This window comes from Bacillus vallismortis (assembly GCF_040784915.1).
GTDB lineage: Bacteria > Bacillota > Bacilli > Bacillales > Bacillaceae > Bacillus > Bacillus subtilis_G.
Map to the genome: position 1 here is coordinate 2,101,485 of NZ_CP160797.1, position 16,147 is coordinate 2,117,631.

Annotated in this window: 1 protein-coding gene; it reads right to left on the reverse strand. The window is 45.6% G+C overall.

What is annotated here, in order from left to right; all coding sequences use genetic code 11:
* Positions 1–19: 19 nt before the first annotated feature.
* A complete protein-coding gene (locus ABZM97_RS10185; RefSeq protein ID WP_367387462.1) occupies positions 20–16,105 on the reverse strand; it encodes a non-ribosomal peptide synthase/polyketide synthase in 16,086 nt (5,361 codons plus the stop codon).
* Positions 16,106–16,147: the final 42 nt, after the last annotated feature.

Sequence of the window (16,147 nt, forward strand, 5' to 3'; positions counted from 1 at the left end):
CAGCCGCTGCCGGCCATGATTAGAAATCCAATTCGATTGTGCTTGCGAGGTGTTTCCTTTTGTTTACTTTTTCGCTTAATTGAATTTCTTTTAAAGGAATGGATGGGTTTCGTAAAATCGCCGAGAGGATCATGACGTAATCCTTGGCCATTACAGCAATGGTTTTCTTTTTAAATAGCTTCGTGCAGTAGTCAAAGCTGCCTTGTATCTCATCTTGGTCCATTACAAAGTTCAGCTGTAAATCAAATTTAGCTGTTGTATTCGTTTGTTCATAAGACTTGACCGCGAGAGAGTCCACTTCAATATCCGTGTGTTCCGTATTTTGCAGGACAAACATCGTATCGAACAATGGATTTCGGCTTAAGTCCCGTTTCACACCCAGTTTTTCTACTAGTTCTTCAAAAGGATACTCTTGATTTTCATAAGCCTTCAGCATTGTTTCTTTTGTTTCCGTTATATAATCCATAAATGTCTTTTCCGCCATCGGAGCGGTACGGATAGCTAATGTATTGACAAACATGCCGATGAGATGTTGCAAATCTTCATGCATTCTTCCCGCAATAGGTGTGCCGATGACGATATCATCCTGTCCGCTGTATTTAGCCAGCAGTATGGAATAGGCCGAGAACAAAATCATATAAGCGGTCGAGCCGGTCAAGTCTTCCAGCTGTTTTACACCTTGGATGACAGTCTTATCGAGCACAAAATTATGCCGCTTCCCATCGAAACTTCTAACCGGCGGTCTCGCAAAATCTTTCGGCAGCTCGAATGACGACAGCTCTTCATGAAATACACCCAGCCAATACTCTTCCTGCCTCTTGATTCGTTCTCTCTGTTCTTTTTGATGTTTCCATTCAGTAAAGTCTTTGTACTGAATACGGAGCGGAGCTAAATCTTTGCCGCCATACAATTGAATCAGTTCTTCGACAAAAATATTCATGGACGCGCCGTCCGTAATGATGTGGTGCATGTCAAACATGAAAACATTCCTGTCTTGTTCTAACTTAATGAGTCCGGCCCGAAGTAATGGAGCCTGACTGAGATCGAATGGCCGCACGAAGGCGCGGAAAAGTTCTTCAATTTCGTCAGGTGCCGCCTTGTACCTTTCCATAGAAAACTCCACTTGCGGTTTGATCACCTGCACTGGTTCTCCGCGGATCATTTCAAAACCGGTACGCAGTGATTCATGACGATAAATCAGTTTTTGAAATGCGGTTTGTAAGCGATCTATGTCGATTTTTCCCTCTAATGTGAGGATTCCCGGCATATTATAGCTGAGTTCGCCTCCTTCAATTTGTGTCGACAGGTAAACCATTTTCTGCACGGAGGATACAGCATAGACATCTTTTTCTTTGGCAGCCGGAATGTAATCCGGCCTGATGTCTTTCGCTTCTGCGATAAACTGTGCCATTTCTTCAACTGTCGGACATTGGAATACTTCTCTTAATGAAATGTTTTTGCTGAATTGCTGATGAATTTTGGCGATGAGAGTCATCCCCCGTAACGAGTGGCCGCCCAAATCGAAAAAGTTATCTTTCACTCCTATTTCTTTTATCTTCAAAATGTCACGCCAGATGCCTATCAGCTGCTTTTCCATACTCGTCCGCGGAGCAACGTAGTCGATCCCGGTTTGCAAACCTGCTTCAGGCATCGGTAACGCTCTTCGATTTACTTTTCCATTGGAGGTTAACGGCAGTTTCTCCAGTTGGATGAAGTATGAAGGGATCATGTATCCCGGTATTTGTTCAGCAAGGTTTTCTTTTAGCTGACTGATCGAGAGTGATTGCTTCGCTGTAAAGTAGGCATACAAATCGCTTTGCCCGTCTTCATTTTCTCTGGCCAGAACAACTGCTTCTTGGACATGCTCTAGAAGAGCGGCTTCCGGCTCACCGAGTTCAATCCGGTAACCGCGAATTTTGACTTGATGGTCCATCCTACCAGCATATTCAATGTTCCCGTCAGGAAGGTAACGGGCCAGATCACCTGTTTTATACATCCGTTGATTCGGATCATATGGATGCGGAACAAATGTTTCGAGCGTCAAAAGCTCTCTGTTATGATAACCACGTGCTAAGCTGACCCCTGAAATACAAAGTTCGCCGACAATTCCGACAGGCTGAAGCGTTCCTGCTTCATTCAAAATGAAAATCTCCGTATTTGAAATCGGTTTGCCGATTGGCTGAAGTTCCTGTTCTGTATCCGGATCAACGGTATACATGGTCACGACATGTGTCTCCGACGGGCCGTAATGATTATGCAATGTGACATGGTGGCGTGCCAGCATGTCACGCAGCATACTTGTTACGATGAGCTGTTCTCCCGCAGCGATGATGTGATCCACGCACTCGGCAAACGGTTCGAAATGGTGTTTCTCCGAGGCAAGGAGCTTAAGGAAAGCGGTCGGAAGAAATGCTGTTTGTACCCTATGCATTTTGACAAATTCATTGAGCTGACGTATTTCCCGTTTCGCCTCATTGCTGATGATACAGAGTGTTCCTCCGCTTGAAAGCGCCGAAAACATTTCTTGATAGCAGACATCAAAGCTCATTGCGGCAAATTGCAGCACTCTGTCAAAGCGCAGCTGCGTATGCCCCTGCTCATAAGCGAGCAGATTCGTCATCGTTTTATGCTCTAGCTGAACTCCTTTTGGTTTCCCTGTTGTGCCTGACGTGTAAATGATGTACATTAAATCATTTTCCGAATAGGAAAGATTAAGATTGTCTGTCCCGCCTTGATATAGTAACGGATCATCAAGCAGAAGCACTTCCCCTTTAAAGAGCGGCGGAATGACATGACCTGCACTAGTCAAAAGCACACTGGCGCCGCTGTCTTTTATCAAAAAAGCCCGCCGTTCATCAGGAAGTTCCGGATCGATAGGAAGAAATGCTCCGCCCGCCTTTAATATGGCTAAAATGCCGATGATCATATTTGCTGAGCGATCCGTGAGAACGGCAACCACCTGATCTGTGCCAACACCCTTATCTTGGAGGATGAGCGCCAACTGATTGGAACGTTCATTCAGCTGACGATAAGTCAGAGTTTGATTTCCAAATATGACGGCTTCATGATCTGGGTTAAGCGCAGCCTGCTGCTCAAAAAGTTGATGAACCGCTGCCGGATTACGTTTTTCTGCAGTTGCAGTATCGTTAAAGAGTTTCTGGATTTCACTGTTCTCTTCTTGGGTCATCATATCCAAACTAGCCAGCTCGGCCTCAGGCTGTTTGATAACCGAATCAATCAGCTGCACAAAATGTCCCATCATACGTTCGATCGTTTCCGGTTTAAACAGAGCCGTCAAGTATTCCATCGTGAAATGAATACCCGACTCCTCTTCCACAGCCGTTAAGGTTAAATCAAATTTAGCCATCGTATGTTCACTTGGGAATGGTTTGAAAGTTACGTCATTTATCTCTAACTGTTCCTGCTCCGTGTTTTGAAGCACAAACATGGTGTCAAACAGCGGATTACGGCTCAAATCTCTAGCAATATCCAGTTGATCAACCAGCGCTTCAAAAGGGTAATCTTGATGCTCGTAAGCTTTCAAAGCATTCTCCTTCACCTCGGCCAGATACTGAGTGAAATTCTTCCATTTTTCAGGGTGATTTCTCATCGCCAGTGTATTTACAAACATTCCGATAATGGGTTCCAAATCCGCATGCGGTCTCCCCGCTATTGGGCTGCCGACAATAATGTCTTCCTGGCCGCTGTATTTTGAAAGCAATAAGGTATAAGACGCAAGGAGCACCATATATAAAGTGGATTCTGTTTGAGATGCGAGCTGCTTTAACCCTTCGCTTTTTTGCTTATCAAGCGTGAAATGCATCGTGGCTCCCGCAAAATCCCGTGCCGACGGCCGTTTATAATCGGTAGGCATATGAAGGACAGGAACGTCGCCGCTGTACAGCTCTAACCAATAGGCTTCTTGGTTTTGGATCTGTTTTAAACGCGCTTGTCCGGTCTGCCATACTGCGTAGTCCTTGTACTGGATGCGCAGGGGCGGCAATGTCTCTCCTTCATAAATCCGAATAAATTCTTTAATCAATACGCTCATAGATGTTCCGTCAGAAATAATGTGATGCATATCAAACAGCAGAATTCCGCGGTCAGGTTGAAGTTCAATCAGCCCCACACGAAGCAGCGGCGGCTTCTCCAGATCAAACGGACGAATAAATTGGCGGATATAAAGGTCTGCATCATTTTCTTCTGCCTGATACCACTCTGCTTCAAACTCTGCGTGATCCAAGACATACTGAACAGGTTCTCCGCCGGCCATTTTAAAACCGGTGCGCAAAGATTCATGACGTTGAATCAGTGTGAGGAAGGCTTGCTGCAGCTTATCACGATCAAGCTTGCCCTCGACAGCCATCAGACCCAGCATGTTGTAACTGAGTTCTCCGCCTTCCAGATGATTGAGAATGTACAATCGTTTTTGCGCCGAAGATACCGGATAATATGGTCTTTTCTCAATTGCAGGAATCCCGGCATACCCGGTTTGCTCCATCGTCGTGATTTCCCGCGCAAGCTGTTCAATGGTTGGGAAACGGAATACGTCCCGCAAAGGAATTTGGACATGCATTTGTTTTTGTATTTTTGCAATAAGCGCGGTTGCCCGCAGGGAGTGGCCGCCGATATCAAAAAAGTGATCTCGAATCCCGACCTGCTCTAACCCGAGAACATCCTGCCAAATTGCCGTCAGCTGGATTTCTGCCGGAGTCTGCGGCAGCACGTATTCTATGCCTTTATCCCGATTTTTGACCGGAGCCGGTAATAACTGACGGTTCAACTTCCCGTTTGGCGTCAGCGGCATCTTATCCAGCTGCACAAAATGAGCCGGTATCATATATCCCGATAAATGCCGTGCCATACTTTCGCGAAGTTCACTGATCTGTATTGGATTATCCGCAGTATAGTATCCGCATAGGAAATAATCTCCATCCGCATCTTTAAGGGCAATTGCGGCGGCTTCTTGAATATCGGGGATGTTCAGCATTACCGATTCGATTTCACCGAGTTCGATCCGAAAACCGTGAATTTTCACCTGATGATCAATCCGGCCGATAAATTCAATATTTCCATCTGGCATAAGGCGGGCCAGATCACCGGTTCTATACATTCGGTCCGTCGGGACAAACGGATCGGTAGAAAATTTTTCATCCGTTAGTTCCGGCAGGTTCAAGTAACCCCGTCCGACACCGTCCCCTGCAATATACAGCTCGCCTTGAACGCCAGCCGGCTGTAGCCGTTTTTTTGAATCCAAAATGTACATGCGGTTGCTGCCTAACGGCTTGCCTATAGGGACATAGTTTTGGCTGCGTGTCCAAGCATCGGAAGCACATTCAATGTTGAAGAAGGACGCGTCTACGCAAGTTTCTGTAGGGCCATATACATTGGTGATCGCAGGCGCAGCACCATGCTCGCCGAATGCTTGCATGAGCTTATTTACCGTCGTTTTGGAAAGCGCCTCTCCTCCGATTAACAGATGCTGAAGCGGGACTCCCTGCAAATCACCTGCAGCTATCAAAAGTTTTAAGTGGGCAGGTGTTCCGTCAGTTATATCAATGCAATGCTGCCGATAGTAACGGCATAATGCTGCACCGTCTGACACGACATCCTTGGGAACAATAAACAAGGTATGACCTAACAGCAAGGAAGCATACATCTGCTGAACAGAAGCATCAAAATAATATGGGGCAAGCATGGCAACATTCAGCTCCGCATCATAGGCAGAGTAAACTTGGCGGCTCAGTCCTTCAATCAAGTGAATGACCTGGCGATGTTCAATTAGCGTGCCTTTAGGCTTGCCTGTCGTGCCGGAAGTATAAATGGCATAGGCCAGTTGACTCGACTGATAAGAGAGCGCAAGGCCGCTGTCTTTTTCGTGATAGGCACTTTCCTCCATGAGATCGATACATGTTCCTGAGAAGCAGATATTATCCTGCAGCTTCCCGCGATAAAGCAATACACTGATGCCTGAATCACTAAAAATATAACGAATGCGTTCAGGCGGAGAATCAGGATCTATCGGCAAATATGCGCCGCCCGCTTTTAAAACTCCCAAGATGCCTACAATCATCTCCAGCGATCGTTCAGTCATAATGCCGACAAGCTGATCGGACTGTACTCCCTTTGCCTGTAAGGTTCGCGCAAGCTGATTGGCCCGCCGATTCAGTTCCCCGGAGCTTAATTGGTTACCCTCGAATACAACCGCCGTATGGTCCGGCGTACGATGCGCTTGTTCCTCGAACCACTCATGAATCGTTTGTTCGTGCTGATATTTCTTGCCGACAGACTGAAAATGGCTGAGCAGGTCTTCTTTTTCTCGTTGAGTCAAAAGCTCCAATTCTTCTATTTTGACAGATGGCTGCTTCAATACTTGCTGCATGAGCAATTCAAAATGTCCGCAGATCTGCTCCACTTCTGATTTTTCATATTCATTTTCATTAAAACCGAAATGAACGGCCAGCTGTTTGCCAGGAATGACAACCACATTCAAATCATAATGGGAGTGTTCCTGCATATGAAAATTCATGACGTTCAGTTCCGTATCATAACGGCTTGCCTCTTCAACCTGCTGCCCTATCGGATAGTTTTCAAAGATCATGATATGGTCAATCAGGTTTTGTTTCTGTTCCGTCTGGGCCTGAATTTCGTATAAAGGAAAGGTATCGTATGCTTGGGAAGCCAGTGCGTTTTGTTGAACCATTTGCATCGTATCAGCAAAAGAACTGTCCTCATCACAGCGGATGCGAACCGGAATGGTATTGATGAACAGGCCGATCATCTGTTCCACCCCAGGGATTTCCGCCGGCCTTCCGGACACGACGTTGCCAAATACAACGTCTTGCGACCCGCTGTATTTCTGTAATAAAATTCCCCACAACGTTTGGATCAACGAATTTAATGTCACTTGATGCTGGTTTGCGATCTGCTGCAATTGCTTTGTCTGTTCTTGGTCTAGTTCGCAGGTCACATTAGCATAGGCATATGCTTTTTGTTCATGCTTCGGTCGTTTATGAAGAAGCCTGGTTTCACCTTTATAACCGTCAAGATACTCGCTCCAGTACCGTTTGGCCGCTCCCTGATCTTGGAGATGAAGCCACTCGATATAGTCGCTGTAATGAGCTGCAGAAGGCAGTTCTGTTTCTCTGCCTTCTTGCAAGGCGTTATAATACTCAAACACTTCCTTCGTGATAAGAGACAGGCACCAGCCGTCCATAACAATATGATGAAAGCTCCAAATCAAATGATATTTGCTGTCTTCCATACGGAAAATCGCTATGCGCATCAGCGGATCCCGAGCTAAGTCAAATCCTTTTGCCTTGTCTTCTCTTTGATAGGCTGCGATTGCATCCTCACGCAGATGCTCCTCTATGTCACGCAAATCTGCAAAATGAATTTGCGGTTTTTGCGTTTTATAGACAATTTGTAAAGGAGTATCGTTCCAGCCGCTGTAAAAACGGGTTCTGAACACGGCGTATGTTTCAAATAATCGTTCCAAGCTCGCTTTAAAGCAATCAATCTTTAACTCTCCCTGCAAATCGAACGATGCTTGTTCGAAATAAGAATGTGAGTCCTCATCCAGCAAGCTGTGGAAGAGCATTCCTTTCTGCATCGGAGTGAGCGGATACACGTTTTCAATCTCACCTGCATGCGGCAGTTGAATGAGGAGCTGATCCAATTCGTCAATGGACATGCCTTTTAACAAAATATCGCTTGGCGTCAGTTCCGATTGTTCTTTATGAACGCAATGCGTAATGATTGTCCGCAGGCGGCTTTGAATCGTTTCCGATAACCGCTTGATCGTTTCTTTTGTGTACTGTTTGCTGCTGTAGCTGATCGTAAACCTCAGCTGTCCCTCGGTTATCATTCCGTTTATATTCAAGACATATGGTCTTTCTTGATTCCCGCTCGAGTCTGAACCGCAGGAGTAAGAAGATAATTGAATCGCATGCTGCTGCAAATCTTGGTCAAACTGCCCCAGGTAGTTAAAACAAATCTCCGGATTTAATTTTGATGGCATTGCGTCGCTTAAGTACCTTGCTATTCCATATCCGATCCCTTTATGCGGAATGTGGCGCAGTCCTTCTTTGGTCAACTTGATATAATAAGAGATTTCTTTGCCTGACTGCGCGTGTAGAACAACTGGATACAGACTTGTGAACCATCCAACCGTACGGGAGACATCCATATCTAGACTCATCTGTTCTCTTCCGTGTCCCTCTAAATGAATCGGAATCTGTTCAAGTCCTGACAAGTGTGATATGGAAAGACCAAGGGAGGTTAAAAGCAAATCGTTTATTTCAGTGTTATAAGCGCGATTCGCTTGTTTTAATAACAGCTCGGTTTCTTCTTTAGTCCATTCCACGGTTTCCGTTTCACTGTCTTTTGAAGTCGTATGTGTTTCATGAAAATCCTTAGGCAGCGGTTTCACATCGGTTTGTTCGATCTTTGTCCAATATTCCTGTTCTTGTTTTATGGTTTCACTTTGCGTATATTCAGAAAGCCTCTTGGCCCATAATTGGAAAGAGTCCGTTTTTTGCGTCAGTTGAATCACTTGCCCGTTTTCAGCTTGCCTGTAACCACTAACGATATCCTCCAATAAAATCCGCCATGAAACCCCGTCTACAATCAAATGATGGATGGCAATCAGCAAGTGATCTCCATCTGCACATTGAAACAATCCGATTTTCATTAACGGTCCGTCACTTAAACGAATACTGCCTTGTATCTCATTTGCCTTGGCTTCAATTGTCTGCCCCGGATCGGATTCTGCTTTTAGATTCAGAACTTCTAGGTGGTAAAGCCCGCTTGGCGCGATCTCTGCATTCTGTGCCTCGTAACCATTCTCTGTCTGCTGGAACGTCATGCGGAGCGCATCATGGTGTTCTGCAAGCTTTTGCAAGGTTTGGCGCAGCGGCATTTCCTGAAAACCTTCCGGTGCATACAGCATGACGGCTTGATTATAATAATGCTGATCTGTCGTTATTTGTTCGAAAAACCAATGCTGAATAGGAGTCAGGCTGACTTTTCCTTTGACTTCACCCTGATCGGCTATACGCAAATTCTGCTTGATGTGCGGAGTCAATTCGGCAATCGTTGCATATTGGAACAAGTCTTTGATTTCCATTTTGTATCCGTTTTGATTTAATCTTGATGACACTTGGATTGATTTAATCGAATCTCCGCCAAGATCAAAGAAATTATCCAAAATACTTACGTTCTCTGCGCCTAATACAGCTTCCCAGGCGGAAACTAATATTTCTTCCACGTTTGTTCGGGGAGCCTTATACTCTGCTCTGTCCTGCAGCTCGAAATCCGGAGCAGGCAGCGCTTTTTTGTTTATTTTCCCATTGGAAGTTAAAGGCATTTCATCCAGCTCAATAAAATAAGCCGGAATCATATAACTCGCCAAGCAATGAGACAATTGTTTCCGGAGCCGGGATCCCGTTATTTGCCCGCCGCTCACGTAATACGCACACAATTGTTTAAACCCGTGGACATCTTCTCTGGCTGTAACGACCGCTTTTTTAATCGCTTCTTCTTGAAGCAGCGCCGCCTCGATCTCGCCTAATTCGATACGATAGCCTCTGATTTTCACTTGTTCATCTATTCTGCCCGCATATTCAATGTTTCCGTCAGCCAGCCACTTTGCCAAATCTCCGGTCTTATACATCTTGGCTTCGGATGCAAACGGGTCATCGACAAATTTCTCTGCCGTCAATTCCGGACGGTTCAAATATCCTCTTGCCACACCGGCGCCGCTGATATAGATTTCTCCTGGGACACCGATCGGCGCAGGTTTCATATTCTCATCCAGCACATAAATGCTCATGTTTGCTGCAGCCGTTCCGATCGGTACCGATTCCCGCCTGTCCTTCACGGCATCGTAACGGTAAATCATGCAGCCGACAACGGTTTCCGTCGGTCCGTACTCATTGCATATTTCAATTTTGCCTTCGAACTGTTCATGAATACTTTTGGCTAACCGGGTGCTTAGATTCTCCCCGCCCACAATCAGTCTTCGGACAGCCGTCTTATCGGCGATGTTCATTTCTTTCAAAACCTGCAAATGGGCCGGGGTCAATTTAATAATATCCACCCTCGGGTCCTGTACAATCGATGCGAGCAGTGCTGTTTTGTCCTCTCCGTCATAGACGATGATCGTATTGCCTGTGACAAGCGGTGTGAAAATAGAAGTCACCGTCAGATCAAAAGAGATTGACGAGTACAACGGGAAGTTGGTTTTCTCGCCTTTTACATAAACTTCTTTTGCCCACCAAATATAATTGGTCAAGCCTCGGTGCTCGATTAATACGCCTTTTGGCCGGCCTGTGGAACCTGACGTATAAATGACATATGCCAAATGGCTGGCATCACTTATCGGTGCAAGGTCAGAATCATCTTGGTGATACGAGCTTTCATCATCCAGTAAAATCGTGTCGCCTTCATAGGCAAGCTGCTCCCTCACATCTCGCTGCATCAAAACGATGCCGGCTTGAGAGTCATCCAGCATATACCGAATACGGTCTTGCGGATATTCCGGATCTATAGGGACGTAGGCTCCGCCTGATTTTAAAACGGCAAGAATCCCGACAACCGATTCGATACTGTTTCTGCTGATGACAGCCACAGGATGGTCCGCCTGCACGCCCTTCGCTCGTAACGTTCGCGCCAGTTGGTTTGCCCGCTTATTGAGCTCTCCGTACGTGAGCTGCCTGTCTCTATCGATGACGGCCGCTTGATCGGGCGTACGCTGCGATTGTTTTTCAAATAATTGATAAACCGGCGTCTGCGGAAATGGCGCAGCCGTGTCGTTAAGAGTATGAAGAAGGGTTCTTTTTTCGCCTTCCGTTAACAATTCCACTTGGTCCACCTGGATATCCGCATCTGTCACGACTTGCTGCAGGATTTGCATGAAATGTTCCCGAACCCGCTCTATGCTTGCCCGATCATACACAGTTGCATTGTATTCAAAAGAGATGTTCATCTTGTCGCCCGGTATAACGGTCAAATTGAAATCGTAGTTGGTCTGTTCTTCCATCTGTACGTTGGAAATCGTGATGGATGATCCGTTTTGCCGGCCTATGCTTTCCATATACTGATCAACCGGATAATTTTCGAATATCATTAAATGTGTAATTAAATTTTGCTTTTGCGTTGTGCGTGCTTGAATATCGTACAACGGGTGCGTCTCAAATTGTTGAGACGCTACAGCTCTTTCCTGCGCCTCTTTCATAAGCTCGGCAAACGTTGTCCCGGCTTCACATCGGAACCGGACGGGAATGGTGTTAATGAACAAGCCGATCATGGTTTCCACGTTTGGAATTCCAGCGGGTCTTCCGGAAACAACACTTCCAAAAACAACGTCCCGGCTTCGGTTATATTTCTGCAGCAGAACCGCCCATGCCGTCTGCAGCAGCGTGTTCAGCGTGACATGGCGTCTGCCGGCCGTCTGTTTCATTTTTAAAGTGAGATCAGAGCTTATGTCACATGTTACTTTATCCGGAATATATCGTTCTTCCGCCGCATGGTGATCCTTAGGCAGGATGGTTTGCTCCTCATACCCCGCCAAGTACTGATCCCAATAACCCATCGCCTCTTTCGCATCTTGACGGCCGAGCCATTCAATGTATTGACTGTAGGGAGTAATTGCCGGTTGCTCAGGCTGCTTTTGCTGAAGTAAGGCAAAGTAATGCTCGAATATTTCTTTTGTAATCAGCGGCAGGCACCAGCCGTCCATCAAAATGTGGTGAAAACTCCATATAAAACGGTATGCCTTTTCATCCGTGCGAAGAATGAGTAGCCGCATTAACGCGTCTTTCTCTAAGTCGAAACCCCTCATCTTGTCTTTTCTGACATATTCCTGAATCATCTCTTCTTTATGTGATTCCTTCATTTCGCGTAAGTCAATGAATTCAAAACCGATTTTTTTCGTTTTGAATATGATTTGCAGAGGCTGATCCTTCCAGCCTCTGTAAAAATTCGTGCGGAAAATGTCATATTTTTTCGATAAGCCATCCAAGCTTTTCGAAAATGAAGCAATATTCAGGTCTCCATGCAGATCAAACATCGTTTGCTGAAAATAAGCACCAGAACTCGGGTCAAACAAGCTGTGAAACAGCATACCTTTCTGCATCGGTGTTAATGGATAAATGTTTTCCGTTTCGCCCAATTCACTCGTCTGCTCCAAAAGCTGTTCCAGTTCGTCTATTGTGATATCCTTTAACAGGATGTCACTTGGCGTTAGGGTAGTCTGCTGCCGGCTTACGCAATGCGCAATGACTTCCTGCAGACTTTCTTTCAAATTCCGTGCAAATTTCGCCATAGTCGATCTTTCGTATTGTTTGTTGCTGTAGCTCAGCGTCAGCGATAATTTCCCTTCTGCAATCATCCCATTCAAATCAAGCACGACTGTTCTCTCTTGGTTTTCATTCATCGATAACCCTGTGGAAAAAGGTGATATGCGGAAAGCTTGATGCTTCAAATCTTGGTCAAATTGTCCCAAGTAATTAAACGATATTTCCGGATTCAGCTGCAGGCTTCCGGCTTCCGGGCGCCCGGATACATATTTGACGATGCTGTAATTCATCCCTTTATCAGGGATACGGCGCAGCCCTTCTTTCACGCTCTTAATCCGCTGCGACAGGTCTTTGCCGGCTTCCATCTTCAGTACGACAGGGTATTGGCTTGTAAACCATCCAATCGTGCGGGAGATATCCGCATCCGGAATAATTGGCTCTCTCCCGTGGCCTTCCACATTCACGACAATGTCTTCTATGCCAGTCCACCTGTGAACGGCGAGTCCTAATGAAGTCAGCAGCAGATCATTGATTTCCGTGTTGTAGGCGCGATTCGCATGTTTTAATAATTGCTCTGTTTCCTCATTTGTCCATTGAATCTTTACTTCTTCGCTGTCTCTTAATAACGAACCTTCGCTTATGTTGTCCTTCGGCAATGACTGCGGCTTTATGCTTGTAAGGTCAGCCCAATAAGCGATCTCCTGTTCTATGTCGGTTTCCGCTGCATACTTGGACAATTGATCCGCCCAGAATGGAAATGAATCTGTTTTTTGCGGGAGCTGGATCGTTTGCCCGTGCTCTGCCTGCTCATAACCGCTTGCAAAATCCTCAAGTAAAATGCGCCAGGATACTCCGTCAATCACCAAGTGATGAATCGCAATCAGCAAATGATCTCCGTCGGGACATTGGAACAAACCAAGCTTCATCAAAGGACCCTGGTCTAATACCATGCTGCTTTGAATCTCATTCGCTTTATCGGCAATCGCTTGAGCCGGATCGGTTTCCCCTTTATAATTCATCACGTCCAGATGGTATAATTCACTTTCATCTGTCCCTGTAATTCGCGGAGCGTATCCATTCGGCGTTTTTTCAAAAATCATTCTCAAGGCATCGTGATGAGATGCGACACGTTCCATCGTCCGGCGAAGCGGCTCCTCTTTAAAGCCTTCCGCCGAATATAACATGACGGCCTGATTGTAATGGTGTGCATTCAGCATTTTTTGTTCAAAAAACCAATGCTGAATCGGGGTCAGATTTGTCCGGCCGTTTACTTCTTTTTGATCAGCCTTCCTGCCAACCGGCGCTACAAATTGACTTAGATCAGCAATCGCAGGGTATTTAAACAAATGCTTCATATCAACCTTGTATCCGGCTTGATATAATCTCGAAGACACCTGAATTGATTTAATCGAATCTCCTCCAAAATCAAAGAAATTATCGAGAATCCCTATACGCTCAGCCCCTAATACTTCTTGCCAGATAGACGCCAGCAGTTCTTCTGTTGGGTTTCGCGGGGCTATGTATTCGTTATCCATCCGCGTTTTTTCTTCGGCAGCAGGCAAAGCTTTCAAATCAATTTTTCCATTGGAAGTGAGCGGTATGTGTTCCAAATGGATAAAATAGGAGGGAATCATATAATCCGGCAGTTTACGGGACAAATCGTCTCTGAACTGCGCAGCGGTCAAAGAAGGCTCACCGACATAATAGGCATACAATTGCTTGGCTCCGTCTTCGTCTTCCCACGCAACGACAGCAGCTTCACGAACTTTTTCAAGATTGAATATGGCGGCCTCTACCTCGCCGATCTCGATACGGTAGCCGCGAATTTTCACTTGATGATCGATTCGCCCTAAATATTCGATTCTTCCATCTGGCAACCACCTGGCGAGGTCACCCGTTTTATACATCTTTTGACCAGGAAGATGCACATGCTGAACAAACTTTTCTTCCGTCAATACAGGCTGATTGAGGTAGCCGCGGGCCACTCCCGCTCCTCCGACATACAGCTCTCCCGGTACGCCGATCGGCTGGATTTGAAGGTGCGCTCCTAAAATATAGGCTTGGTGGTTGGCCACCGGTTTGCCGATTGTGATCTGTTCATCTGCGGACTGAACAGGGTGAAATGTAGATACCACACTATTTTCGGTCGGTCCGTATTCATTATTGATTTGAATGTGAGGCTGCAGAGAATATAGCTTCTCAACTGTATCTATTTCCAGCTGCTCGCCGCCTACAACAACATGCTGGACATGAATAAAGTCCTCTGCGTTCATTTGTTCGATCATCGTTTTCAGAAGACGGGGAGAAGTTGAAAAATGTGTAATTCTCTCTTGTTTCATGGTGTTTTGAATGGCGAAAAGGTCTTTATTCTCTTCATTTGGCAAAAGGTGCAAGGTTGCCCCTGATATAAGGGGGCTGAAGAAATTTAAAATGAATGCATCAAAAACATAGGGATACAAGACAAGCACGCGATCCTTGGCAGAATGCTTGAAAAACGCCTTCTTCCACTGAAGCGAGTTCACAATGCCGCCGTGTTCAACCATGACCCCTTTCGGCAATCCTGTTGTGCCTGAGGTATAAATGACATAGGCTAAATGGTTGTGTTCCGCTACGGGTGATAATAATGAGCAGTCCGTATGGTAAGATGATTCATCATTCAGATCGATCGTTGGTCCGTCAAAGGTCAGGCTGTTTTTGAAATGACGCTGAACAAGGAGAACGTCTGCATTCGCATCATGAAGCAGATATTGAAGCCGCTCTTTTGGGTATTCAGGGTCCAGGGGCACATAAGCGCCCCCCGCCTTCCAAATGGCTAGAATAGACACGATCATTTCTAATGAACGATCAGCCAGAATGGCGACCAACGTATCGGCTTGAACGCCGCAGTTACGCAATGTTCTTGCCAAACGGCTGGCCTTTTCATTCAATTCTCTGTAGGTCAGATGGCTGTTTTTGAACTTGACGGCTTCATGCTCAGGCGTTCTTTGTGCTTGTTCTTCAAATAATTGATAGACGGTTCTGCTCCCGGAGTAATCTGCGCCGGTGTCATTAAAATCAAACAATAGTTTCTGTTTTTCTGTTTCGGGTACGACCTCTGCCGTATGGATCGCAGCTTGAGGCTGAAACAAGATTATAGAAAGCAGCTGATCTAAATGGGCTGCAATTTGATCTATATAGCCCTCGTCGTACAGATTGCCGTTATAAAAAAGCTTTAATTGAATTCCGTCGTTCTCCAAATCAAAGTGAAACAGCATATCGGTCGCAACATCTTCTTTAAATTGCAAGGAATGAATTTGGTTAAGCGAAACGACGGTATGAATCAACGGCAGACGCTTATCATTGTATTGCACGTTTAGATGCTGAACCATTTTTCGGAACGGCAGGTTTTGATTTTTCAGCGAATCATGAACGGCTTCTTTTATTTGCTCGAATACGGTTTTAAACGTGCTCTGGCTTGTAAGCCTGTTTTTCAAGAGGACAATGGTGTTAACAGCTGACTGGCTGCTTTTTTGCTTCGATATCGTTGGAATGCCAAGAATCAGGCTCGTTCGATCCGTATATTTATACAACAAGCATTCAATACCTGCCAATAAAATCAAATAGGCAGCCATGTCAGAATGATTAGCCATTGTCATTATTCTTTGAGATACTTCCGGAGATAAGGAACGGCAGATGCATTTTTCCTGATAGCCGGTACGGGACAATGACGTGTTGTCCGCCGCTTTAAAGTAAGGGAAGGCGCTTAGGCCGTCATCTTCATCAAATAGGTTATCCCAGTACATTTCTTGAGTTTTAAAAACCGACATTGGAGCACCTCATTTTGTATAATTTAAAGAAATAAATACTTT